This is a genomic window from Pseudomonas sp. P2S-1 (assembly GCF_057197725.1).
The window spans coordinates 94,938-120,467 of sequence record NZ_CM170068.1 but is presented as its reverse complement, the minus strand read 5'-3'; the positions used below and the strand labels follow the sequence as shown (position 1 = coordinate 120,467).

Genomic DNA, 25,530 nt, shown 5'->3' with positions numbered 1-25,530 from the left:
ACGCGACCTTGTTGAACGCTGGTGGAAAATTGTTTTGCCACCCATGCAGCAAATACGCGGCGAAGCGGTCATACAGCCTCTTTGAACCGACGAGCTGTTGCGAAAACTCCTACAGTTAAATACTGTATGCGCATACAGCAAAAACAAGGAACCCTTGCGTGGCCACTTCCTCCGCAATCACTCCCGCCAGCAGCTACGAACAGCTCGGCGTGCGCATCCAGAAAATCATCAACTCTCCGACTGCCCAGCGCTCGAAGGCCGCACTGATCTTCCGCCTCGAACACGAGTCGGTGGATGACTGGGAAACCCTGCTCGAAGAAATCGCCGAGAACGACAACGTCACCCTCGCCCACCGCGACGATGGCGGCGTGCAGATTTTCTGGACGGTACCGAAGGAAGACTGACGCGGATGAGATTCATGGTATTGGCAGCCAGCTGCCTGTTGTTCAGCCTCACCGCCCACGCCGATGCACCCCGGACCTTCAGCGAAGCGAAAAAGGTCGCCTGGCGCCTGTACGCGCCGCAATCGACCGAGTTCTATTGCGGCTGCAAGTACAACGGCAACAAGGTCGACCTCGCCGGCTGCGGGTATGTCCCGCGCAAGAATGCCAATCGCGCCTCGCGCATCGAGTGGGAACACATCGTGCCGGCCTGGCAGATCGGCCATCAGCGTCAATGCTGGCAGAGCGGCGGTCGCAAGAACTGCTCGCGCAACGACACCGTCTACCAGCGCGCCGAAGCCGACCTGCACAACCTGGTACCGAGCATTGGCGAGGTCAATGGCGATCGCAGCAACTTCAGCTTCGGCTGGCTGCCCGAGCAGCATGGGCAATATGGCTCATGCCTGACCCAGGTGGATTTCAAGGCGAAGAAGGTCATGCCGCGTCCATCCATTCGAGGGATGATCGCACGCACCTATTTCTACATGAGCAAGCAATACAACCTTAACCTGTCCAGACAGGATCGGCAGTTGTACGAAGCCTGGAACAAAACCTATCCGGCCCAGGCCTGGGAAATCCAGCGCAACCAGCGCGTTGCCTGCGTGATGGGGCATGGCAACGAATTCGTCGGCCCGGTGAACCTCAAGGCCTGTAGCTGAAGTTCAGGCCAGCGTCTGCAGGTAGGCGCTGGCCTGCTGGCAACGTTGCAGGCGGGCGATGTCGGCGGGACCGGGCACCACGATGCGGGTCGGGTCACTTTCATCGGCCAGGTCCGCCAGCTTGACCACCCGCGCCAGGGGATCGCTGCCGATCCTGATGACGAATTCCTCATCGCTTTCATCGCAACGCGGACTCAGGGCCTGCACCGCCGCGAGGATCTTCAGGGCGAAGCCCTCGCGAGCCAGGTCGGACAGCGTCATGGGCGACTCCTGCAGCACTTCGTGCAGCACCGCGACGATACGCTGCTCGGTGGTCGACACCCGCAGCATCACCCGCAGTGGGTGCAGGATGTATGCTGCGCCCCCTTTGTCCCTGTGCCCCTCATGGGCGCGGGCTGCAACCGTAATGGCTCGCTCCAGCGTGGACATGGCCCCCTCCTCACCGTTGCTGCACTCAGCGATAAACACCTTCCTCAATGAGCATAGCTGGCAGGGGCGCAATGGACAGGTCTATCGCGGCGCGTCGTGCTGGATGACCACCGAGTCGGTACCCAGGCGGGCCATCACGTCGTTCTTGCTGGCTTCGGCTTCGGCCTTGTCCATGAACGGGCCAAGCAACACCACGGGCTTCTCGTTGCGGTAGACCACGGAAGAAGGAATGCCCTTCTCGATCAGGCGCGCGGTGATGTCGCTGAGGGCGCCCATGTTCGGCCCCTGGACGATCTCCACATCCCAGCCCTGCGGCGCCGGCTCGTTGGCGATGGCCTCGGCGCGGCGCTGCAGGTCGGCACCGCCGCACACTTCACGGATGCGCAGGTCGTTGCCGGTTTCGTCGATGATGATGTTGTAATCCGCGCCGCTCTTGATCGCCACGTAGCTGCGATACGGCAGGTAGTTGCCGCTGTCGTCCTTGCCACGGAACTGGCCGCAGATGTCGCCCTGGGTGTTGAACCGCACGTTGGCGAACTTGGCCGTCTTGGGGTTCTGCAAGTGCTCGGCAACCTGCTTGTGAACCCGCTCGGCATCGTTGTTACAGCCGGCCAGGGCCAGGACTGCCATTACCACCGCCACTTTGCGCACGCGTCTACCTCCTGAATTCAAGCGGCGGATTCTAGCACCTGGCCGCCAGCCGGGTCCGCTACTCCTTGACGCAGTCCACGGTGTAGACCCGTACTCCTTCTATTTCCTCATGTTGCAGACCATGCACATCGGCGACGAATCCGGGGAAACCGGTATCGAAGGCACGGGCGAAGGCGAGGTAATCGAGAATGGACCGGGTCGCCTCGGTGAAGCGCTCGCCAGGCATGATCAACGGGATGCCCGGCGGATACGGGACCAGCATCACCGCCGCGACGCGCCCCAGCAGTTGCTCGATGGGCACGGCTTCGACGTCGCCGCGAACCAGCTTGTCGTAGGCCATCGACGGTTTCATCACCGCTTCCGGCAGGCGCGTGTAAAGGCGCTTGAGCTGCTTGGCGGTGGCGTTGCTGCGATAGCAGGCGTGCAATTCATCACAGAGATCGCGCAAGCCCATGCCGCGATAGCGCTGCGGGTCCAGGCCAGCGACACAGGGCAGGCACTGGCTCAGCTCGGTGTTGGCGTCATAGTTGCGTTTGAACTCCAGCAACTCGGTGAGCAAGGTGCTCCACTTGCCCTTGGTGATCCCCATCGAGAACAGCACCAGGAAGGAATACAGCCCGGTCTTCTCCACCACCAGCCCGCGCTCCCAGAGAAACTTGCTGACCACTGCCGCCGGGATGCCATGGCGGTCCAGGCTGCCTCCGGCGTCCAGGCCAGGCATGACCAGGGTCACCTTGATCGGGTCGAGCAGCACGTAGTCCTCGCTGACGTCGCCGAAGCCGTGCCAGTGCGCCTGGGGCTCGAGCAGCCAGTCCTCGGTGGCGACGCGATGGATGCCTTCGACCCGCGGCGGCTGCCAGACGCTGAACCACCAATCCTCGGCAGCCAGGTGCTCACGCAGGTTGGCCAATGCACGGCGGAAGCTCAGGGCCTCGTCGAACATCTCCTGCAGCAGCGAACGCCCCGCCGGCCCTTCCATCATCGCCGAGGAGACATCCAGCGAAGCGAGGATGCTGTACTGCGGCGACGTGGAGATATGCATCATGAAGGCTTCATTGAAACGGTCGCGGTCCAGTTGCCGGCGACCGCCATCCTGCACATGGATCATCGACGCCTGGCTGAAGGCGGCGAGCAGCTTGTGGGTGGAATGGGTACTGAAGACCAAAGGGCTATCGTCGCTGCGCGAGGTGCCCATGGCATAACGCCCGGCGAAGAATTCATGGAAGGCCGCGTAGGCGTACCAGGCCTCGTCGAAATGCAGGACCTCGACACTGTTGCCCAGGGTCTGCTTGATCATCTCGGCGTTGTAGCAAAGGCCGTCGTAGGTGGAGTTGGTCACCACCGCCATCTTCACCCGCGGCTCGCGATCACGGGTCAGCGGATTGGCGAGGACCTTGGCCTGGATCGATTCGGGACTGAATTCGCTGAGGGGGATCGGGCCGATGATGCCCAGCTCGTTGCGCTCCGGGCACAGGTACAGAGGAATCGCGCCGGTCATGATGATCGCGTGCAGCACCGACTTGTGGCAGTTGCGGTCCACCAGCACGAGATCGTCGCGCCCCACCATCGAGTGCCAGACGATCTTGTTCGCTGTCGAAGTGCCGTTGATCACGAAGAAGGTGTGGTCGGCGCCGAAGTTGCGCGCTGCGCGGGCTTCGGCCTCCGCCAGCGGGCCCGTGTGGTCCAGCAGCGAGCCCAGTTCAGGCACCGAGACCGACAGGTCGGAACGCAGGGTGTTCTCCCCGAAGAACTGGTGGAACGCCTGCCCGACCGGGCTCTTGCGATAAGCCACCCCGCCGCCATGGCCGGGTGTGTGCCAGGAATAGTTGGACTGCGCGGTGTGCTGTACCAGCGCCTTGAAGAAGGGTGGCAGCAAACCGTCGAGGTAGTTGTGCGCGGCGCGGGCGACCTGACGGGCGAGAAAAGGCACGGTGTCTTCGAACAGGTAGAGGATGCCGCGCAACTGGTTCAGCTCGCTCATGGCATCGGCCGGGGCATTTTCCAGGGTGACCTGCTCGCCCAGGGCGAATATGGGCAGATGAGGTGCCCGGGACCGGGCCAGGCGAATCAGCTCGACCATGTTCTGCAACAGGTGGGTATTTTCGCCTGCCCCTTCGGCGGCGATCAGCATGCAGGCGAGGCCATGATGGGTCGCCGCGACCAGGCGGCCTTCGGCGTAATCCACGGCGCTGAGGATGGTAAAGCCATCCTGCGCCAGCTCCTGGGCGATACCGCGGACGCGGTCGCCGGCTACGGTGTCGGACTTGATATCACGGTGAACGATCAGAACGGGAAACTTGAGATCCTTGTACATGGGCGGCGCTACCTTCTTCCTGCGACCGGCCTCGTGGGCCGTTCATCTCAGGGTAGAAGGTCGCCGCCATCACGTGCGGGAAATGCCTTGGGGACTGATGCCATTAACCCGTTCGAAAGCACGGCGCGGACCCTGTGGGAGCTGGCTTGCCAGCGATAGCGGTAGTGGATTCACCGACGTCATCGCTGCGGTGCGGCGGTCCGACAAGCCAGCTCCCACAAGGTTCGTGCAGGACCTCAAGATTTTATTGAAGTTGTTGCCACAGCGCCGGGCCACCGGCCGACTTGGCCACGGCCTCGAGGCGCGCGACATGGGCTTCCAGTTCTTCCGGCGTAGCGCGAATGATCCGCCCGGCCTGACGGCTCGCAGGCAACCGGCGGATCTCGCTGCCCTGGTTGGCGGCGCCCTCGCCTTCACCATCGTTGCCAGCCAGCGAAAGGCTGGTCTGGCCACCGGTCATGGCCAGGAAGACATCCGCCAGCAACTCGGAGTCGAGCAAGGCGCCGTGCAGTTCACGGCCGGAGTTGTCGATGCCGTAGCGTTTGCACAAGGCATCGAGGCTGTTGCGCTGGCCCGGATGACGCTCGCGGGCCATCACCAGGGTGTCGAGGATGTCGCAATACTGCGACAGATCGGCGCGATCCTGCTGGCCGATCAGAGCGAATTCGTTATTGAGGAAGCCGACGTCGAACGCCGCGTTGTGGATGACCAGGCGCGCGCCCTGGATAAAGTCGAAGAACTCGTCGGCGACTTCGGCGAAACGCGGCTTGCCCACCAGGAAGGCATCGGTGATGCCGTGGACGCCGATGGCGCCTTCGTCACTCGGGCGGTCCGGCTGCAGGTAGACGTGGAAATGGCGCCCGCTCAAGCGGCGGCCAATCAGTTCGACGCAGCCGATCTCGATGACCCGGTGGCCATCGGTTACCGGCATACCGGTGGTTTCGGTATCGAGGACTACCGACCTGTTGTTCTGCAAATCCACGCCGGTGCTCTCCTGCCGTGTTGCTCAAAGCGACGAATCTTAACCCAGCTTCGCCGCGGCGTCCCGGAGATTCATCGGCACGCGCTCAGCGCACGCCGCGAACCTCGTCGACCCCGCGATTGGCCAACTGGTCGGCGCGCTCGTTGCCATGATGGCCGATATGCCCACGCACCCACTGCCACTTGACCTTGTGTCGATTGACCTGCTCGTCGAGCAATTGCCAGAGGTCGGCGTTCTTCACCGGCTCCTTGGCCGCGGTTTTCCAGCCGCGTTTCTTCCAGTTGGTCATCCATTCGGTGATGCCTTTCATCACGTACTGCGAGTCGGTCACCAGCAACACGTCACACTCGCGGCGCAGCGCCTCGAGGCCCTTGATCGCCGCCATCAGCTCCATGCGGTTGTTGGTGGTCTCGCGTTCGCCGCCCCAGAGCTCCTTCTCGACGCCCTTGTAGATCATCAGGACGCCCCAGCCGCCCGGGCCAGGATTGCCCTTGCAGGCGCCATCGGTGTAGATCTCTACGCTATCGCTCATGTACAGCCTTTTTCATCGTTGAAGGGTCTGCCTTCCGGGTGCGGCGCCTGGCGGTTGACCTTGGCCAGCGGCAGCGGCAGAAGCTTGCCCATTGGCTCGCGGCGCTCGCGGCGCAGCGGGCGCAGGCCGACCACCATCTTGCGCGCCACCAGCAGGTAGACACCGCCGCCGGAGCCTTGCCAGCGTCCGGCCAACCGCTCCCAACCCGCCAGGCGGGCCTGCCAGGCCGGTGAGGCAAGCGGCGGACGATAGCACCCGAACCGGCGTTTCTCCAGCGCGAAACCGAGCAGGTTGAGCCAGTCACCAACCCGCGATGGCGAGATGCAGCGCGCCTTGCGCAGCGCGTCATGGGCGAAGACCCGGCGCACGCCCCAACTGCTCCAGGGGTTGATCCCGACGATCAGCAGATGCCCGCCGGGACGCACGCTGCTGGCCGCCTCGCGCAGCAGCCCGTGGGGAGACAGGGAAAAGTCCAGGCCATGCTGCAGCACCACCACGTCGGCCGCGTGCTCGCTCAACGGCCAGGCCTGTTCCTCGCAAACGATCTCCACCCCAGGCAGCGGCGCGCCGAGGCGCACGTTGCGCTGCACCTGCGGCGCGGTGGGCGGCGGCTCGGCGCCAGGCCCGTAATGCACCAGGTAGCCGCCGAAATAGCGGCCAAGCTCGTCCTCCAGAAGGCGCTGCTCTTCGGCGAGCATCAATTGCCCCAGCGGACCGGCGAACCAGTCACGGGCCAGGCTGATCAGTTCGAGCCACTCAGGATCGGCCTGGGCGAAGGCTTGATCGGTCATTGCGTTCTCCCTGGAAGGTTCTCGACGGGACACATAGCTACTAAGATGCACCCTTGTCCCACGTTTGGCGAATCGCTCGATGATACAGATAGAAGCCTTGCCCGCTTTCAATGACAACTACATCTGGTTGTTGCAGGATCCCGCCAGCCGCCGCTGCGCGGTGATCGATCCGGGCGACGCGGCACCGGTGCTGGCGTGGCTCGAAGCCCATCCGGACTGGCGCCTGGAAGATATCCTGATCACCCATCATCACAACGACCACGTCGGCGGCGTCGAGGCCCTCAAGGCCAGGACCGGGGCGCGGGTCAGCGGGCCGGCCAGCGAACGCATTCCGGCGCGTGACGTAGACCTGGAAGACAACGCCGTGGTCCGGGTCCTGGATACCGATTTCCAGGTGTTCGCGGTGCCCGGCCATACCCTCGGGCATATCGCCTATTTCAGCGACCAACCGGAGACGCCCCTGCTGTTTAGCGGCGACACCCTGTTCGCGGCCGGCTGCGGCCGTCTGTTCGAGGGCACGCCGGAGCAGATGCACCGCTCGCTGCAGCGCCTGGCGGCCCTGCCCGGGGCCACCGAGGTGTATTGCGCCCACGAATACACCCTGAGCAATATGCGCTTCGCCTGTGCCGTCGAGCCGAACAATCCGCAGGTTCTCGCACGGTTCGAGGAAGTTTCCCGCTTGCGCGCGGAAAATCGCATCACGTTGCCATCAACCATCGAGCTGGAGCGGCTGACCAACCCCTTTTTACGGGTCGACGAAACATCCGTTAAAGAAAAAGCAGACGAACGGACCGGCGCCTTAAACCCTACGCCAAGTGCTGTTTTTGCTGGGTTGCGGGCTTGGAAGGATAGGTTCTAAGGATTGCCGCTTGATGACTGCACAGTTCTGAAAGGTTGACCCGGTTGGGGGCGCTTTCTAGAATCGCCCGACATTTTCGCCCGGAACTCTATCCCAGCCAATGTCGTCCAATCGCCGCAGAACCTTCAAATCCGTCGCCCTGACGCGCCTGGCACAGGCCGTCGCGCTCGGCCTGACAGCCACCCTCGTGGGCTGCCAGAGCACCAGTCACCTGGGTGACGACGAAAGCGTTCGCGTCCACGTCCAGCCCCGCGTGAAGCACAAGCCTGTGTTCGTCCAGGCCAAGCCCGCGGAGCAGGTGCCACAGGACGTCTGGGAACGCATTCGCCAGGGCTTCCAGCTGCAGGACGATATCGGCGTGAACCCGCGTATCGAGCAGCAGCGCCTGTGGTTCGCCAGCAACCCGAGCTTCCTGCAGACCGCAGGCGACCGCAGCAGCCTGTATATCCACTACATTGTCGAGCGCCTCGAAGAGCGCGACATGCCGCTGGAACTGGCCCTGCTCCCGGCCATCGAGAGCGCCTACAACCCGATGGCCTACTCCCGCGCCCATGCAGTCGGCCTGTGGCAGTTCATTCCGTCCACCGGGCGGCACTACAACCTGCGCCAGACCAATTTCTACGATGGCCGTCGCGACATCACCGCCTCGACCAACGCCGCACTGAACTACCTGAGCCGCCTGCACGACATGTTCAATGGCGACTGGCTGCTGGCCCTGGCGGCCTACAACGCCGGCGAAGGCACGGTCAGCCGGGCGATCGAGCGCAACGAGCGCGTCGGCCTGCCCACCGACTACTGGAACCTGCCACTGCCCCAGGAAACCCGTGACTACGTGCCGAAGCTGCTGGCCCTGTCCCAGGTGGTGCTGACCCCGGACGCCTACGGCGTCAACCTCAACCCGATCGCCAACGAACCCTACTTCGAAGCGGTGGCCATCAAGGACCGCCTCGACCTGTCGCGGGTCGCCGCCCTGGCGGAGATCGACGAGGACGAACTGTTCCAGTTGAACCCGGCCTTCAAGAAGCGCATGACCGTGGATGGCCCGCACCAGCTGCTGGTACCGACCGCCAAGGCGCAGTTGCTGACCAGCAGCCTGTCGAGCATGAAGCCCGAGGAGCTGCTGGCCCTGCAGCCCAAGGCTGCCGTGTTCGAGGCCGCCCTGGCCGAAGCCAAGGCCCCGCCAGCGCGTAGCGTGCGCTACCGGGTCAAGCGCGGCGACAGCCTGGGCAGCATCGCCCAGGCCAACCGGGTCAGCGTCAAGGACCTGCAGCGCTGGAACAAGCTCAAGGGCAATCGCCTGACCGCCGGCCAGACCCTGGTCATGCAAAGCAGCCAGCCAGCGATCAAGCTGGCCTCCGCATCGAAGCCTGCTCCTGCCTCCAGCAACAAGCAGCGCGCGACCCAATACAAGGTGCGCAAGGGCGATTCGCTGTATCTGGTCGCCAAACGCTTCAACGTCGAAATGCAGCACCTCAAGCGCTGGAATCCGCGTAGCGGCCAGGCGCTGAAGCCCGGTCAGACCCTGACGGTCTACCTGCCTCACTGATATAAGGAAGGCACCGCCAGAAGGCGGTGCCAGACGCCACGGATGCGCTCTTTTTCCTGTCGATACAAGCTGTTACTGTAGGACGCATAAAGCCCAAGCCGCCTGGACCGGATCGCCGACTTGATACGTCCCCTCCTGCTGTCACTCAGCCTGGTCTTGAGCTTTCCCGCAGGCGCGACCATCACCGAGAGTCACGGTTACGCCCAGTTCGGCACGCTCAAGTACCCAGCCAAATTCACCCACTTCGACTGGGTCAATCCGCAAGCGCCCAAGGGCGGTACCTTGCGCGCGATGGCATTCGGCACCTTCGACACCCTCAACCCCTACACCTTCAAGGGCAGCAGTCCGGTGACCACGCCGAACTTCCTTCAGTACGGGGTCAACGAGCTCAACGAAACCCTGATGGTCGGCACCGGCCAATATGACCCGTCCGGGGACGAGGCCACCTCCAGCTACGGCCTGATCGCCCGTTCGGTGGAGTACGCCGAGGACCGCAGTTGGGTGGTGTTCAACCTGCGCCCGGAAGCGCGTTTCCACGACGGCAAGCCGATTACCTCGGCGGACGTGGCGTTCTCCTACCGCACCCTGCTCAAGGAAGGCCACCCGATCTACCGCACCAACCTCCAGGAAGTGGCACGGGTCGATGTGCTCAATCCGCTGCGAATCCGCTTCGTCTTCAAGCGTGCCGGCAACCCCCTGCTGATCCTGCGCCTTGGCGAAATGCCGGTACTACCACAGCACTATTGGAAAGATCGCGACTTCAAGGCCACCACCTTCGAGCCGCCGCTGGGCAGCGGCCCTTATCGCATCACCGAGGTCCAGCCGGGCCGGCGCCTGGTGTTCGAGCGGGTCAAGGACTGGTGGGGCAAGGACCTTGCGGTCAATCGCGGTAAGTACAATTTCAACCGCGTCGAGTACGAGTTCTACCGCGACAGCGACGTGGCCTTCGAAGCCTTCAAGGCCGGCGAGTTCGACATCTATATCGAGCACCAGGCGAAGAACTGGGCCAACGGCTACAACTTCCCGGCGGTTCGCCGCGGCCAGGTGATCCAGGCGCAGATCAAGCACCAGATCCCGACCCAGACCCAGGGCCTGTTCATGAACAGCCGGCGCGCCGCCTTCGCCGATCGCCACGCGCGCGAGGCACTGGGCCTGATGTTCGACTTCGAATGGACCAACCGCGCCCTTTTCAGCAGCGCCTATCGGCGCGCCACCAGCTTCTACCCCAACAGCGAGTTCAGCGCCGAGGGTTTGCCGGTGGGCAAGGAATGGCTGTTGCTGGCGCCCTATCGTGATCAACTGCCCGCTGCCCTGTTCACCAAGCCCTTCGCCGTCAGCCAGACCGATGGCCGCGGTATCGGCCGCGACAACCTGCGCCGGGCCCTGGAGCTGCTGGGCAAGGCCGGCTGGAAACTCAACGGCCAGCGCCTGCTCAACAGCAACGGCCAGCCGCTGAAGCTGGAGATTCTCCTGGTCAATCCCAACCTGGAACGCATTCTCCAGCCTTATGTGGAGAACCTTGCCAGCATCGGCGTCGACGCGCGCCTGCGCACCGTCGACCGCGCCCAGTACAAGCAGCGTCTGGATCAGTTCGACTTCGACATGATCCTGATGACCATGACCCAGACCCTCAGCCCCGGACTGGAGCAATGGCAATACTTCCACTCCAGCCAGGCCAGCACCAAGGGCAGCAAGAACTATGCTGGCGTCGACGACCCGGTGGTCGACCACCTGCTCGACGCCCTGCTCGCCGCCCAGACCCGCGATGACCAGGTGGCGGCCACCCGCGCCCTGGATCGGGTCCTGCTGTGGCAGCACTACATGATTCCCAACTGGTATCTCGACTATCACCGCCTGGCCTACCGCAACCGGTTCGCCTTCGTCACCACGCCGCCCTACACCCTGGGGCTGAACAGCTGGTGGCTCAAGCCTTCGGAGAACGCCCAATGATGCCGATGCCCCGTTTGCGCCTGATGCTCGGCGGCCTGCTGCTGGCCGGCCTGAGCCTGCCGGCCCTGGCCGCGCCGCAGCATGCCGTGACCCTGTACAACGAAGCACCGAAGTACCCGGCGGACTTCAAGCACTTCGACTATGTGAACCCGGATGCGCCCAAGGGCGGCATCTTCCGCGAAAACGGATTCGGCAGCTTCGACAGCCTCAACCCGTTCATCAGCAAGGGCGTGCCGGCGGACAATATCGACCTGGTCTACGACACTCTGGCCCGGGCGAGCCTGGACGAGCCGTTCACCGAATACGGCCTGCTCGCCAGGCAGATCGAGAAAGCCCCGGACAACAGTTGGGTGCGCTTCTACCTGCGCCCGGAAGCACGCTTCCAGGACGGCACGCCGGTCCGCGCCGAGGACGTGGTGTTTACCTTCAACACCCTGATGAAAAGCGGCGCCCCGCTGTTCCGCGGTTATTACGCCGACGTCGCCGAAGTGGTCGCCGAAGACCCGCTCAAGGTGCTGTTCAAGTTCAAGCACAGCAACAACCGTGAACTGCCGTTGATCCTCGGCCAGATCGCGGTACTGCCCAAGCACTTCTGGGAAGGCAAGGACTTCACCAAGGGCGGCCTGGAGATCCCGGTGGGCAGCGGGCCGTACAAGGTCGGCGAGGTCAAGCCGGGGCGTTCCATCCGCCTGGTGCGGGACAAGAACTATTGGGGCAAGGACCTGCCAATCAACCGCGGCTTCTACAACTTCGACACCATCAGCGTCGACTACTACCGCGACAACACCGTGGCGCTCGAGGCCCTCAAGGCCGGGCAGTTCGATTACTGGTTCGAGACCAGCGCGAAGAACTGGGCAACGGCCTACAACATCCCTGCAGTAAGGGAAAAACGCCTGATTCGCGAAGAAATCCTCAACGGCACCCCGACCGGCATGCAGGGCTTCGTGTTCAACCTGCGCCGCCCGGTGTTCCAGGACGTGCGGGTGCGCCAGGCGCTGAGCCTGCTGCTGGACTTCGAATGGACCAACAAGCAACTGTTCAACGGCGCCTACACCCGCACTGGCAGCTACTTCGAGAACTCGGAAATGGCCGCCCAGGGCCTACCGGGGCCGGATGAGCTGAAACTGCTGGAGCCACTGCGCGGCCAGATCCCCGAGCAGGTGTTCACCGAGGCATTCAAGAACCCGGTCACCGATGCCAGCGGCATGATCCGCGACCAGCAACGCCAGGCCTACAAGCTGCTGCAGGAAGCCGGCTGGCGCATCGAGAACGACAAGATGGTGGATGCCCAGGGCAAGCCGCTGACCATCGAGTTCCTCCTCGCCCAGACCGAGTTCGAACGCATCCTCCTGCCCTACAAGCGCAACCTCGCCGACCTCGGCATCACCCTCACTATCCGCCGCGTCGACGTCGCCGAGTACATCAACCGCCTGCGTTCGCGGGACTTCGACATGATCGTCGGCGGCTTCCCCCAGTCCAACTCCCCGGGCAACGAGCAGCGGGAGTTCTGGCAGACCGGCAGCGCCGACAATCCCGGCAGCCGCAACTACATGGGCCTGAAGGACCCGGCGGTGGACAGCCTGGTGGAATCGCTGATCAATGCCGACTCGCGGCAGAGCCTGGTCGCCCATACCCGCGCCCTCGATCGCGTGCTGCTGTGGGGCTACTACGTGGTGCCGAACTGGCATATCAAGACCTGGCGCGTGGCCTACTGGAACCATATCGGCCACCCGGCAACACCGCCCAAGTACGACATCGGCATCAATACCTGGTGGGTCAAGCCCGAGGTGAAACCCGCTACCCCGGAGGCGCCTGAAGACGCCACCGCGAACGGGGACCACTGAGATGCTGGCCTATATCCTGCGACGCCTGCTGCTGATCATTCCGACCCTGTTCGGCATCCTGATCATCAACTTCATCATCATCCAGGCCGCGCCCGGCGGCCCGGTGGAACAGATGATCGCCAAGCTCGAAGGCTTCGAAGGCGCCACCAGCCGGATCGCCGGCGGCGGCGCCGAAGTCTCGGTGGCCGGCTCCAACTACCGCGGCGCGCAAGGCCTGGACCCGGCGCTGGTGAAGGAGATCGAGCGCATGTACGGCTTCGACAAGTCGGCGCCGGAACGCCTGTGGATCATGGTCAAGAACTACGCCCAGCTGGACTTTGGCGACAGCTTCTTCCGCGATGCCAAGGTGGTCGACCTGATCGCCGAGAAGCTGCCGGTGTCCATTTCCCTCGGGCTATGGAGCACCCTGATCATGTACCTGGTGTCGATCCCCCTGGGGATCGCCAAGGCCACCCGGCACGGCAGCCATTTCGATGTGTGGACCAGCTCGGCGATCATCATCGGCTACGCCATTCCCGCCTTCCTCTTCGCCATCCTGCTGATCGTGGTGTTCGCCGGCGGCAGTTACCTGGACTGGTTCCCGTTGCGCGGATTGACCTCGAGCAACTTCGACGAGCTGAGCACCTGGGGCAAGATCGGTGACTACTTCTGGCACCTGGCGCTGCCGATCACCGCCCTGGTCATCGGCAACTTCGCCACCATGACCCTGCTGACCAAGAACAGCTTCCTCGACGAGATCAACAAGCAGTACGTGGTCACCGCCAAGGCCAAGGGCCTGACGCCGAATCGCGTGCTTTACGGCCATGTGTTCCGCAACGCCATGCTGCTGGTGATCGCCGGCTTCCCGTCGGCCTTCATCGGCATCTTCTTCACCGGCTCGCTGCTGGTGGAGGTGATCTTCTCCCTCGACGGCCTCGGCCTGATGAGCTTCGAGGCGGCGATCAACCGCGATTACCCGGTGGTCTTCGGCACCCTGTTCATCTTCACCCTGCTCGGGCTGGTGGTGAAACTGATCGGCGACCTGACCTACACCCTGGTCGATCCACGCATCGACTTCGAAAGCCGGGAGCACTGAGATGAAACTGTCCCCTCTCAATCGCCGCCGCTTCGAGCGCTTCAAGGCCAACCGCCGCGGCTGGTGGTCGCTGTGGCTGTTCCTGATCCTGTTCGGCCTGAGCCTGGGCGCCGAGCTGATCGCCAACGACAAACCGCTGGTGGTGCGCTACGACGGCGAGTTCTACTTCCCGGCGTTCAAGCGCTACCCGGAAACCACCTTCGGCGGCGAGTTCCCCCTCGAAGCCAACTACAAGAGCCCATATATCCGCGACCTGCTGAAGAAAAAGCAGAGCTGGGTGATCTGGGCACCGATCCCGTTCAGCTACCAGAGCATCAACTACGACCTCAAGGTGCCCGCCCCTGCCCCGCCCTCGGCGCAGAACTGGCTGGGCACCGATGACCAGGGCCGCGACGTGCTCGCGCGGGTGATCTACGGCTTCCGCATCTCGGTGCTGTTCGCCCTGACCCTGACCGTGCTCAGTTCCATCATCGGCGTGATCGCCGGCGCCCTGCAGGGTTTCTATGGCGGCTGGGTCGATCTTGCGGGGCAGCGCTTCCTGGAGATCTGGTCGGGCCTGCCGGTGCTCTACCTGCTGATCATCCTCGCCAGCTTCGTACAGCCCAACTTCTGGTGGCTGCTGGGCATCATGCTGCTGTTCTCCTGGATGAGCCTGGTGGACGTGGTACGTGCCGAGTTTCTCCGTGGGCGCAACCTGGAGTACGTGCGTGCAGCGCGGGCGCTGGGCATGCAGAACGCGGCGATCATGTACCGGCATATCCTGCCCAACGCCATGGTCTCGACCATGACCTTCCTGCCGTTCATCCTCACCGGCGCCATCGGCACCCTGACGGCCCTCGACTTCCTCGGCTTCGGCCTGCCGCCGGGCGCGCCGTCGCTGGGCGAGCTGGTCGCCCAGGGCAAGTCCAATCTGCAGGCGCCGTGGCTGGGCATCAGCGCCTTTGCCGTACTGGCGCTGATGCTGAGCCTGCTGGTATTTATCGGCGAATCCGCTCGCGACGCCTTCGACCCGAGGAAATAAGATGAACACGGACACCTTGATCGAAGTGCGCGACCTCGCCGTCGAGTTCGTCAGCGGCACGCAACAGCAACGCGTGGTGGAGAGCGTGAACTTCGATATCCGCCGCGGCGAGACCCTGGCCCTGGTCGGCGAAAGCGGCTCGGGCAAATCGGTCACCGCCCACTCGATCCTGCGCCTGCTGCCCTACCCGCTGGCCCGCCATCCGGCCGGGACCATCCGCTACGACAACCAGGACCTGCTGCACCTGGACGAGAAGAAGATGCGCCATATCCGTGGCAACCGCATCGCCATGATCTTCCAGGAACCGATGACCTCGCTGAACCCGCTGCACAACATCGAGAAGCAGATCAACGAAGTGCTGATGCTGCACAAGGGCCTGCGCGGCAAGGAAGCCACCGCGCGGACCCTGGAGCTGCTGGAACTGGTCGGCATCCCCGACCCGGTCAAGCGCCTCAAGGCCCTGCCCCACGAACTGTCTGGCGGCCAACGGCAACGGGTGATGATCGCCATGGCCCTGGCCAACGAGCCGGAGCTGCTGATCGCCGACGAGCCAACCACGGCCCTGGACGTCACCGTCCAGTTGAAGATCCTGGAATTGCTCAAGCATTTGCAGGCCAAACTGGGCATGGCGCTGTTACTGATCAGTCACGATCTGAACCTGGTGAAAAGAATTGCGCACCGCGTATGTGTCATGCAGCGCGGTTGCATCGTCGAACAGGCGTCGTGTGAAGAACTGTTCCGCGCTCCGCAGCATCCGTACACGAAAATGCTGCTCGGCGCCGAGCCCAGTGGCGGGCCGGCCGGCAACCCGGAAGGCGCGCCATTGCTGGAAGTCGAGGACCTGCGCGTCTGGTTCCCGATCAAGAAAGGCCTGCTGCGCCGCACCGTGGACCATGTAAAGGCGGTGGACGGCATCAACTTCAGCCTGCCCCAGGGCCAGACCCTCGGGATCGTTGGCGAAAGTGGCTCGGGCAAGTCTACGCTGGGTCTGGCGATCCTGCGGCTGATCGCCAGCCAGGGCGCCATCCGCTTCGAGAACCAGCGGCTGGATGGCATGAGCCAGCAGCAGGTACGCCCGCTGCGGCGGGAGATGCAGGTGGTGTTCCAGGACCCCTTCGGCAGCCTCAGCCCGCGCATGTGCGTGAGCGATATCGTCGGGGAAGGCCTGCGCATTCATCGGATAGGCACTGAGGCGGAACAGGAACAGGCCATCATGGAGGCACTCAGGGAAGTAGGTCTGGACCCGGAAACCCGGCACCGCTACCCTCACGAGTTTTCCGGAGGCCAACGACAACGGATTGCCATTGCCCGGGCACTGGTATTGAAACCGGCGCTGATCCTGCTGGACGAGCCCACTTCGGCGCTCGACCGCACCGTTCAGCGCCAGGTAGTGGAACTGCTGCGCGCGCTGCAGACCAAGTACAACCTGACCTACCTGTTCATCAGCCACGACCTGGCGGTGGTCAAGGCGCTCAGCCACCAGTTGATGGTGGTCAAGCAGGGTCAGGTGGTGGAACAAGGTCCGGCCGCACAGATTTTTGCTGCACCACAACATTCCTATACACAGCAGCTGCTGGAAGCCGCCTTTTTGGCTCCCACGGCTGTCGATATAACCTGAAGAGGAACAACACATGGGTTTTCTCGCCGGTAAGCGCGTACTGATCGTCGGTGTCGCCAGCAAACTGTCCATCGCATCCGGCATCGCTGCCGCCATGCATCGCGAGGGTGCAGAACTTGCCTTCACCTACCAGAACGAAAAGCTCAAGGGCCGCGTCGAAGAGTTCGCCGCTGGCTGGGGCTCCAACCCTGAGCTGTGCTTCCCTTGCGACGTTGCCAACGATGACGACATCGCCAAGGTCTTCGAGGAACTGAGCAAGAAGTGGGACGGCCTGGACTGCATCGTCCACTCCGTAGGCTTCGCTCCGGGCGACCAGCTCGACGGCGACTTCACCGAAGTCACCACTCGCGAAGGCTTCCGCATTGCCCACGACATCAGCGCCTACAGCTTCGTGGCCCTGGCCAAGGCCGGTCGCGACATGATGAAAGGCCGCAATGGCAGCCTGCTGACCCTGTCGTACCTGGGCGCCGAGCGCACCATGCCGAACTACAACGTCATGGGCATGGCCAAGGCCAGCCTGGAAGCCGGCGTTCGCTACCTGGCCGGCAGCCTCGGCCCGGAAGGCACTCGCGTCAACGCCATCTCCGCGGGCCCGATCCGCACCCTGGCCGCTTCCGGCATCAAGAGCTTCCGCAAGATGCTCGCGGCCAACGAAGCCCAGACTCCGCTGCGTCGCAACGTCACCATCGACGAAGTCGGCAACGCCGGCGCCTTCCTCTGCTCCGACCTGGCGTCGGGTGTCAGCGGTGAAATCATGTACGTGGACGGTGGCTTCAACACTACCGCCATGGGCGATATCTCGGAGTAAGACTTCGGGAAACGAGAAAAGGCCGCTGATGCGGCCTTTTCTTTTGCCTGGTGTTTTGTTGTCGCTCTTTCGGGCCTCATCGCCGACAACGCCGGCTCCCACAGGTATGGACTGCCCCCGAAAAGTTGGACAGCTTTAGCCAGCGGCCTGAGCCCTGTAATCGACGGGGCTTAGGCCATTTAGCCTCAGCTTGATGCGGTCATGGTTGTAGTAGCGGATGTACTCATCTAGGCCGGTGATCAGCTCTTCGACGCTCTCAAACCGTTTCAAGTAGAAAAACTCCGACTTGAGCGTGCCGAAGAAGCTTTCCATAGCGGCGTTATCCAGGCAATTCCCTTTGCGCGACATGCTCTGCTTTACGCCGCGCTGCTCAAGCTTTTCTCGGTATTGGCGCTGCTGATAATGCCACCCCTGATCAGAGTGAATGACCAGCTTCGGCTCCTTTCCCAAGCTACTCAGGGCTTTTTCCAGCATGTTCCCCACCAGCTCATAGCTGGGCCGGCGAGCGATCTCGTAGGCCACGATCTCACTGTTGTACAGGTCCATCACTGGTGAGAGGTAGAGCTTTTGCTGAGCCACTTTAAACTCGGTTACGTCAGTTACCCACTTCTGATTGGGCCGCTGGGCGATGAAGTTCCGCTCCAGCAGATTCTCGGCAATCCTGCCTACCTCTCCTCGATAGGACCGATATTTTTTAGGCCGCACTACCGCCTGCAAACCTTGGTCTGCCATCAGTCGCTCCACAACCTTCTTGTTCACCAGGACGCCTTGATTCTTGATCGCCAGCGTCACGCGCCGATACCCATAGAGCCCTTTTTCCTTGTGATAGACCTGACTCACTAGTTCTTTCAGATGGGCGTGTTTATCCGGCCTTTGAAGGCTTTTGAGCTGGTAATAGAAGGTGCTGTTCGACAACTCAACCAAGTCCAGCAACGCTGACAGCGGGAACCGGGTTCGGAGTCTGGAAACGATCAGCGTTTTTTCTCTTGCCTTCGCTCCTTCTCCTCTCTCAAAGCCTTCAGCTCCTTTAGGACAGCGTTCTCCATGCGCAGATACTCGAGTTCCGCCATGAGCTGATCTCGTGGCTTCAGCGCGTCGTCGGTATCAGTGGGTTTGAGTGGCTTAATCTTCTTGGACACGTCGGTAGGCTTTTTTCGTTGAGAGGCAGAGGAGGCAAGGTTGCCACTGTAGTACTGGTCCTCCCAAATGCCTATCCGAGAGGACTGGCCCAAGCCAAAATGCGCTGCCGTTTGACGCAGGGAAAGCCGGTGCTCGCGCATGTGCTGCACAACTCTGCGCTTGAAGTCGATGTGGTAGCGCTGACTATGAGGTATGGAACTGATAGTGGAGCGAGCTTTGTAGCTGGCCACCCAGCGCCTCAGCAGGCTGAAATCGATGTTGAAATGCTGGGCTACCTTTCGAAAACCATCACTGCCCTCTAGATAGGCAGTGATGGCTGCCAGCTTGAACTGTTCGGTGTACTTCATAACTCCCCCAAGGGTTGGATTAGTCTCCAATTTCTTGGGGGCAGTCCAGGTATTGTGTGCACCACCGAACCTTGTGGGAGCCGGCGTTGCCGGCGATGAGGCCATTGAATCCAGCACATGAAAAAGGCCGCTTGCGCGGCCTTTTTCATTGCGGTGGGAACACTCAGTAACGAGTGATCTCCGCCTTGGCTTCCAGCTGCTTGCGATAAGCCGCAAAGTCCTGCTGGCCGGCACGCGAAGCCAGGTAGCGGCGGTACTCGCCCTTCTCCTGCTCGCTCGCCGCGCTGCCTTCGTTGACGCCATTCAGGCGCAGGACGACGACGCTGCCATCCGCCAGGGTGACGGTGGAATACACCGCCTTGTCCTTGGCCTCAGGCTTGCCCATGCGGAACAGCGCCTGCAGTGCAACCGGGTCGACACCCTCCTGCATGCGGGTAGCCGCTTCCTGAACCTTCCAGGCCTGGCCTTCCTGCGTTGCCGTATAAGGGATGCTGCCATCGCGCAGACCCGCCACCAGGGCATCGGTCTTGCTCTTCACGGCAGCGGTCGCCTGCTCCTGGGCCAGATGGTCGCGGATCGGGCCGGAAACGGCTTCCAGCGGCAGTTGCGCGGGCTTGCGGTGTTCCTTCGCACGGACCACCACGACGGTCTCGGGATCCAGCTCGATCGCCGAGCTGTTGGAGCCTTCGTCCAGCACTTCAGGGCTGAACGCCGCCTGGATCACCTGACGGTTGGCAGTGATGCCATCGCCACCTTCACGACCGAACGGCGCGGAAGTCTGCACCTTCAGGCCCAGGTCCTGGGCCGGCTGGGCCAGGTCCGAGGCTTCGAACGCCGAGTCTTCCAATTGCTTGGTCGCTTCGACGAAGCGCTGCTCGACCTGCTGGGTCTTCAGTTCACGGGTCAGCTTGTCCTTCAGGCTGGCGAAGGTAGGCACCTCCGGCGCCTGCACACCCAGCAGCTTGATCAAGTGGAAACCGAACTCGGTACGCACCGGAGCGGAAACCTGGTCCTTGTTCAGCGCATACAGCGCGTCTTCGAAGGCCTGGTCATAGACGCCCTTGCCAGCGAAACCAAGGTCACCGCCATTGTTGGCCGAACCCGGGTCCTGGGAGAACTCCTTGGCCAGCGTGGCGAAGTCTTCACCCTTGGCCAGGCGCTGCTGGATCTCGTCGAGGCGGGCCTTGGCCTTGGCTTCATCCTGCTGGTCATTGACCTCGACCAGGATATGCGCGGCATGGCGTTGCTCGGCGAGGTTGGCGATTTCCTTCTGGTACAGCGCCTGGAGCTCGTCGTCGTTGACCTTGACCGCGTCGAAGAACGCCGCCTTCTTGAGCTCGATGTAGTCGATCACGACCTGGTCGGGGCTCATGAACTCCTTGGCATGCTGGTCGTAGTGGGCCTTGATCTGCTCGTCGGTTACGTTGACGGCGGCAGGGTCGGCCTTGAAGGTCAGCGAGGCGAAGTCACGAGTCTGCTTTTCCAGACGGGCGAAAGCGTCGACCTGGGCGTCAGTGACGAAACCGCTGCCGGCCAGACCGGCACGCAGCTGACCGATCAGCATTTCCTGGGCGAGCATGTCGCGGAATTGCATGCGGCCGTAACCCAGTTGGCGAATGACCTGGTCGAAACGCTCGGCGCTGAACTTGCCATCCACCTGGAATTCAGGGGTCTGCAGGATCACCTGGTCGAGTGCAGCTTCGGAGAAGGCGAACTTGGCATCACTCGCGCCCTGCAGCAGCAGTTGGCGCTCGATCAGGCCTTTGAGTGCCGCTTCGCGCAGCATCTTGTCGTCCAGCAAGGAAGGATCGAAATCCTTGCCCAGCCGTTGCATCAGTTGACGACGCTGGGTATCGACGGCCTGGCTCAGCTCGTTCTGGCTGATGGTGTCGCCGTTGACCTTGGCAGCATCCTTGTCGTGGCTGACGGCCTGGAAGATGGCATCGAAGCCGGTCAGCGCCATCAGTACCACGATGACACCGATGATGGTCTTGGCAATCCAACCTTGTGAATTGTCCCTGATATTTTGCAGCATGCGTCCCCCAGAAACGGCTGTGGCGGCTGCACAACCGCGGAGCGTGGGTAGAGTCCTGATAGAAGAAAGGCGCATCCGGGGATGCGCCTTCTCGTAACAGACGGAGCAGAGGAACTCTTTTTCCTCTCCACTCCGCCTACGGGCCAGTCGCGGGAACCGGCCCGACCAGGCTGAAGCCTGAAAAAAGCGTCTTAGTTGACCGCGTCTTTCAGTGCCTTGCCAGCCTTGAAGCCAGGCTTCTTGGCAGCTGGGATTTCCAGAGTCTTGCCGGTCTGCGGGTTGCGACCGGTACGAGCAGGACGGTCGGTGACCGAGAAGGTACCGAAGCCAACCAGAACCACGGAATCACCGGCCTTCAGGGCACCGGTGACGGACTCGATGACTGCGTCCAGCGCACGGCCGGCGGCAGCTTTTGGAATATCAGCAGATGCAGCGATAGCGTCAATCAGTTCCGACTTGTTCACTCTAAGTCCCCTTATCTCTATTTTGAGTTTGTTTCTAACTATGTAAATTCAATCAACGCTGAATGGCCCGTGACACTTGAGTGCCTTTTAATGGCAAGGACCTGGAAAACAGTCAGGCGGGCCACCCAGCTAAATACTTTCAATGCGTACTGATTCGTTCCTTTGAATCACCGTCGCGTTTTTCATCCTTGGCAACGATCTCGGGAGCCACATCCGGCAAGGGCTCCGGGGCGTATTGCAGCGCAATTTGGAGGACTTCGTCAATCCATTTAACCGGCTTAATCTGAAGATCCTGCTTTATATTGTCAGGAATCTCTTTCAGATCACGCACGTTTTCTTCCGGAATGATCACGGTCTTGATTCCGCCACGGTGTGCGGCCAGCAATTTTTCCTTCAGGCCACCGATCGCCAGGACCTGGCCACGCAGGGTGATTTCACCGGTCATCGCCACATCGGCACGCACCGGGATTTGCGTCAGCGCGGAAACCAGGGCGGTGCACATGCCGATACCGGCACTTGGACCATCCTTTGGCGTCGCACCTTCCGGCATGTGGATGTGGGTGTCGCGCTTCTCGTGGAAATCAGCCGGGATACCCAGGCTTTGCGCACGGCTGCGCACCACGGTCTGCGCGGCCGTGATCGATTCGACCATGACGTCGCCAAGGGAACCGGTCTTGATCAACTGACCCTTGCCCGGAATCACCGCCGCCTCGATGGTCAGCAACTCGCCGCCCACCTGGGTCCAGGCCAGGCCGGTGACCTGGCCGACCTGGTCCTGCTGCTCGGCCAGGCCGTAGCGGAACTTGCGTACGCCGAGGAAGTGCTCGAGCTGGTCGCCGCCGACCTTGACCTGGGCCTGCTTCTGCCCGGTGTATTCCTTGACCACCTTGCGGCAGACCTTGGCGATCTGCCGCTCCAGGCCACGCACACCGGCTTCGCGGGTATAGTAGCGGATGATGTCGCGGATCGCCGCGACCTCCACGTCCAGCTCGCCTTTCTTCAGGCCATTGGCCTTGATCTGCTTCGGCACCAGGTACTTCACCGCGATGTTGATCTTCTCATCCTCGGTGTAGCCCGGGAGACGGATCACTTCCATCCGGTCCAGCAGCGCCGGCGGGATGTTCATCGAGTTGGAGGTACAGAGGAACATCACGTCCGACAGGTCGTAATCGACCTCCAGGTAGTGATCGTTGAAATTGTGGTTCTGCTCGGGATCGAGCACTTCCAGCAGCGCCGAGGCCGGATCGCCGCGCATGTCGCTGCCCATCTTGTCGATTTCATCGAGCAGGAACAGCGGGTTGCGCACACCGACCTTGGTCATTTTCTGGATCAGGCGACCCGGCATCGAACCAATGTAGGTGCGGCGGTGGCCGCGGATCTCGGCTTCGTCACGCACACCACCGAGGGCCATGCGCACGAACTTGCGGTTGGTGGCACTGGCGATGGACTCGGCCAGGGAGGTCTTGCCCACCCCAGGCGGGCCAACCAGGCAGAGTACCGGTCCACGGATCTTCTTCACCCGCTTCTGCACCGCGAGGTACTCGAGGATGCGCTCCTTGACCTCTTCCAGCCCATAGTGGTCGGCATCGAGGATTTCCTCGGCCTTGGCCAGGTCCAGGCGTACTTTGCTCTGGGCCTTCCACGGCACCTGCACCAGCCAGTCGAGATACGAACGCACCACGGTGGCCTCGGCCGACATCGGCGACATCTGCTTGAGCTTGTTCAGCTCGGCCTGGGCCTTGGCATAGGCATCCTTGGGCAGGCCGGCGGCGTCGAGGCGCTTCTTCAGCTCTTCGACTTCGTTATGACCTTCATCACCATCGCCGAGCTCTTTCTGAATGGCCTTCATCTGCTCATTCAGGTAGTACTCGCGCTGGCTGCGCTCCATCTGCTTCTTGACCCGCCCGCGAATGCGCTTCTCGACCTGCAGCAGGTCGATCTCCGCATCCAGCAGTGCCAGCACGTGCTCGACACGGGCGGCCAGGTCGATGATCTCGAGGATTTCCTGCTTCTGCTCGATCTTCAGCGCCATGTGCGCCGCCATGGTGTCCACCAGGCGACCAGGCTCATCGATGCTGTTGAGGGAAGACAGGACTTCGGCAGGGACCTTCTTGCCGAGCTGGACATATTGCTCGAACTGGGAGAGCAGGCTGCGCACGAACACTTCGGATTCGCGGTCAGGGGCTTCGGTTTCATCGATCAGGGCGACCTCGGCACGGATGTGCCCTTCGACCTCGACAAAACGCTCGACAGCACCGCGCTGCTCGCCCTCGACCAGCACCTTGACGGTGCCATCGGGCAATTTCAGCAACTGCAGGACGGTAGCGATGGTGCCGACCCGATACAGGGCGTCTTCGCCTGGATCATCGTCAGCGGGATTCTTCTGAGCCAGCAAAAGGATTTGCTTCTCACCGGTCATCGCGGCCTCGAGGGCCTCGATGGACTTTTCACGCCCCACGAACAGCGGGATAACCATGTGCGGGTAAACAACGACATCGCGCAATGGCAAAAGAGGCAAGTCGAGGGTTGTCTTCATGATTTCGCCTCTACAGCGGCCTTGTGGCCGTAATCCGATGGAAATTTGAGCTTGGACTTAATGTGGGGGCAGCCCCGGAAAAAAACAAGCTCTGCGACAGGAAAAGCAAAGGGGCCCGTAGGCCCCTTGCTGGTTTCGCTGTCTTTCAGACTCAGGCGTCTGGTGCGACCTTGGCTGGCGGCTCGCTGTTCTCGTAGATCAGCAGCGGCTGCGAAGTGCCATCGATGACGCTCTCGTCGATCACCACCTTGCTGACATCCTTCTGCGAAGGAATCTCATACATGGTGTCGAGCAGGATGCCTTCGAGGATCGAACGCAGGCCACGGGCGCCAGTCTTGCGCTCCAGCGCCTTGCGGGCCACGGACTTCAGCGCATCGCTGCGGAACTCCAGGTCCACGCCTTCCATCTCGAACAACTTGCCATATTGCTTGGTCAAGGCGTTCTTCGGCTCGGTAAGGATCTGCATCAGCGCAGCCTCGTCCAGTTCGTCGAGGGTTGCCAGAACCGGCAGACGCCCTACGAACTCGGGGATCAGGCCGAACTTGACCAGATCGTCCGGCTCGACTTCACGCAGCGACTCGCCCACCTTCTTGCCCTCCTCCTTGCTGCGCACTTCGGCACCAAAGCCGATGCCGCCGCGGGTGGAGCGCTGCTGGATGACCTTCTCCAGACCGGAGAACGCACCGCCGCAGATGAACAGGATGTTGCGCGTATCGACCTGCAGGAACTCCTGCTGAGGATGCTTGCGACCACCTTGCGGTGGCACCGAGGCGACAGTGCCCTCGATCAGCTTCAGCAACGCCTGCTGCACGCCTTCGCCCGAGACATCGCGGGTGATCGACGGGTTGTCGGACTTGCGCGAGATCTTGTCGATCTCGTCGATGTAGACAATGCCCATCTGGGCCTTTTCCACATCGTAGTCACACTTCTGCAGCAACTTCTGAATGATGTTCTCGACATCTTCGCCCACATAACCGGCTTCGGTCAGGGTGGTGGCGTCAGCGATGGTGAACGGAACATTCAGCAGTCGGGCGAGGGTTTCCGCGAGCAGGGTCTTGCCCGAGCCGGTCGGGCCGATGAGCAGGATGTTGCTCTTGCCCAGTTCGACGTCGTCGGCTTTCTTGTCGCGTTGGTTCAGGCGCTTGTAGTGGTTGTACACCGCTACGGCCAGAACCTTTTTCGCGCGCTCCTGACCAATGACGTACTGGTCCAGGATGGCGCTGATTTCTTTCGGCGAAGGCAATTTATGCGCGCTGCTCTCGGCCTGGGCTTCCTGCACCTCCTCACGGATGATGTCGTTGCACAGGTCGACGCACTCGTCGCAGATAAATACCGAGGGGCCGGCAATCAACTTGCGCACTTCATGCTGGCTTTTGCCGCAGAAGGAGCAATAGAGCAATTTGCCGTTGTCCTCGCCGTTACGGGTGTCAGTCATTCGATCGATCCAATCCGGTAGGCTTGCAACACAAGATGAAGGCAATTGCGGGCT

At 62.1% G+C, this 25,530-nt stretch carries 21 protein-coding genes; 10 read left to right on the top strand and 11 right to left on the bottom strand.

What is annotated here, in order from left to right; translation table 11 throughout:
• Positions 1-158 precede the first annotated feature (158 nt).
• Both AC2CQI_RS00600 and AC2CQI_RS00595 read left to right on the top strand, forming a co-directional pair.
• The gene (locus AC2CQI_RS00600) at positions 159-404 is read left to right on the top strand and encodes a DUF1654 domain-containing protein (protein WP_075802427.1); all 246 of its coding nucleotides are present in this window, start codon (positions 159-161) and stop codon (positions 402-404) included.
• A 5-nt stretch (positions 405-409) separates the two neighbouring features.
• Positions 410-1,099 (top strand): endonuclease, encoded by a 690-nt coding sequence (locus AC2CQI_RS00595; protein WP_075802428.1) that lies wholly within the window; start codon positions 410-412, stop codon positions 1,097-1,099.
• A 3-nt stretch (positions 1,100-1,102) separates the two neighbouring features.
• Here AC2CQI_RS00595 and AC2CQI_RS00590 read toward each other — a convergent pair whose 3' ends face one another.
• The 6 genes from AC2CQI_RS00590 to AC2CQI_RS00565 form a co-directional block, all read right to left on the bottom strand.
• A complete protein-coding gene (locus tag AC2CQI_RS00590; RefSeq protein WP_075802429.1) occupies positions 1,103-1,528 on the bottom strand; it encodes a GTP pyrophosphokinase in 426 nt (141 codons plus the stop codon).
• Between the two features lie 81 nt (positions 1,529-1,609).
• Positions 1,610-2,179, bottom strand: coding sequence for an SPOR domain-containing protein (locus tag AC2CQI_RS00585; RefSeq protein ID WP_484578778.1), 570 nt, complete (start codon positions 2,177-2,179; stop codon positions 1,610-1,612).
• A 58-nt stretch (positions 2,180-2,237) separates the two neighbouring features.
• Positions 2,238-4,493 (bottom strand): Orn/Lys/Arg family decarboxylase, encoded by a 2,256-nt coding sequence (locus AC2CQI_RS00580; protein WP_075802431.1) that lies wholly within the window; start codon positions 4,491-4,493, stop codon positions 2,238-2,240.
• A gap of 244 nt (positions 4,494-4,737) precedes the next feature.
• The gene (gene dnaQ, locus AC2CQI_RS00575; protein ID WP_484580565.1) at positions 4,738-5,424 is read right to left on the bottom strand and encodes a DNA polymerase III subunit epsilon; all 687 of its coding nucleotides are present in this window, start codon (positions 5,422-5,424) and stop codon (positions 4,738-4,740) included.
• A gap of 136 nt (positions 5,425-5,560) precedes the next feature.
• Positions 5,561-6,007, bottom strand: a complete 447-nt coding sequence (gene rnhA / locus AC2CQI_RS00570) for a ribonuclease HI (RefSeq protein ID WP_075802433.1) — start codon at positions 6,005-6,007, stop codon at positions 5,561-5,563.
• Entirely contained in the window at positions 6,004-6,798 is a 795-nt protein-coding gene (locus AC2CQI_RS00565) for a methyltransferase domain-containing protein (protein WP_075802434.1), read from the bottom strand. The genes rnhA and AC2CQI_RS00565 overlap by 4 nt, the downstream gene beginning before the upstream one ends.
• Positions 6,799-6,877: 79 nt before the next feature.
• Here AC2CQI_RS00565 and gloB point away from each other — a divergent pair, with 79 nt between their 5' ends.
• The 8 genes from gloB to fabI all read left to right on the top strand — a co-directional run bounded on the left by gloB (position 6,878) and on the right by fabI (position 17,519).
• Positions 6,878-7,657: a hydroxyacylglutathione hydrolase gene (gloB, locus tag AC2CQI_RS00560; RefSeq protein ID WP_075802435.1), complete on the top strand. Its 780-nt coding sequence runs from the start codon at positions 6,878-6,880 to the stop codon at positions 7,655-7,657.
• A gap of 100 nt (positions 7,658-7,757) precedes the next feature.
• The gene (locus AC2CQI_RS00555) at positions 7,758-9,203 is read left to right on the top strand and encodes a lytic transglycosylase domain-containing protein (RefSeq protein ID WP_075802436.1); all 1,446 of its coding nucleotides are present in this window, start codon (positions 7,758-7,760) and stop codon (positions 9,201-9,203) included.
• A 120-nt stretch (positions 9,204-9,323) separates the two neighbouring features.
• Positions 9,324-11,153 (top strand): extracellular solute-binding protein, encoded by a 1,830-nt coding sequence (locus AC2CQI_RS00550; RefSeq protein ID WP_484578777.1) that lies wholly within the window; start codon positions 9,324-9,326, stop codon positions 11,151-11,153.
• Positions 11,150-12,997, top strand: a complete 1,848-nt coding sequence (locus tag AC2CQI_RS00545) for an extracellular solute-binding protein (protein WP_075802438.1) — start codon at positions 11,150-11,152, stop codon at positions 12,995-12,997. Before AC2CQI_RS00550 ends, AC2CQI_RS00545 begins: the two co-directional genes overlap by 4 nt.
• 1 nt (position 12,998) lies before the next feature.
• On the top strand, positions 12,999-14,072 hold the full coding sequence (locus AC2CQI_RS00540; RefSeq protein WP_075802439.1) for a microcin C ABC transporter permease YejB: 1,074 nt from the start codon (positions 12,999-13,001) through the stop codon (positions 14,070-14,072).
• A gap of 1 nt (position 14,073) precedes the next feature.
• Positions 14,074-15,093: an ABC transporter permease gene (locus AC2CQI_RS00535; protein WP_484578776.1), complete on the top strand. Its 1,020-nt coding sequence runs from the start codon at positions 14,074-14,076 to the stop codon at positions 15,091-15,093.
• A 1-nt stretch (position 15,094) separates the two neighbouring features.
• On the top strand, positions 15,095-16,711 hold the full coding sequence (locus AC2CQI_RS00530) for an ABC transporter ATP-binding protein (RefSeq protein ID WP_075802441.1): 1,617 nt from the start codon (positions 15,095-15,097) through the stop codon (positions 16,709-16,711).
• Between the two features lie 13 nt (positions 16,712-16,724).
• Positions 16,725-17,519 (top strand): enoyl-ACP reductase FabI, encoded by a 795-nt coding sequence (gene fabI, locus AC2CQI_RS00525; RefSeq protein ID WP_075802442.1) that lies wholly within the window; start codon positions 16,725-16,727, stop codon positions 17,517-17,519.
• Positions 17,520-17,654: 135 nt separating this feature from the next.
• Here fabI and AC2CQI_RS00520 read toward each other — a convergent pair.
• The 5 genes from AC2CQI_RS00520 to clpX form a co-directional block, all read right to left on the bottom strand.
• Positions 17,655-19,006 (bottom strand): IS3 family transposase gene (locus AC2CQI_RS00520; RefSeq protein WP_484577124.1). Its coding sequence is split into 2 segments (ribosomal slippage): positions 17,655-18,526 and positions 18,526-19,006, totalling 1,353 coding nucleotides; the frame shifts between segments, so codons are not numbered across the junction.
• A gap of 163 nt (positions 19,007-19,169) precedes the next feature.
• Complete coding sequence (locus AC2CQI_RS00515) at positions 19,170-21,041, bottom strand: SurA N-terminal domain-containing protein (protein WP_075802443.1); 1,872 nt, start codon at positions 21,039-21,041, stop codon at positions 19,170-19,172.
• A 191-nt stretch (positions 21,042-21,232) separates the two neighbouring features.
• Complete coding sequence (locus AC2CQI_RS00510; protein WP_075802444.1) at positions 21,233-21,505, bottom strand: HU family DNA-binding protein; 273 nt, start codon at positions 21,503-21,505, stop codon at positions 21,233-21,235.
• Between the two features lie 139 nt (positions 21,506-21,644).
• Entirely contained in the window at positions 21,645-24,041 is a 2,397-nt protein-coding gene (gene lon / locus AC2CQI_RS00505) for an endopeptidase La (RefSeq protein WP_484578775.1), read from the bottom strand.
• A 151-nt stretch (positions 24,042-24,192) separates the two neighbouring features.
• Complete coding sequence (clpX, locus tag AC2CQI_RS00500; RefSeq protein WP_075802446.1) at positions 24,193-25,476, bottom strand: ATP-dependent Clp protease ATP-binding subunit ClpX; 1,284 nt, start codon at positions 25,474-25,476, stop codon at positions 24,193-24,195.
• Positions 25,477-25,530 lie beyond the last annotated feature (54 nt).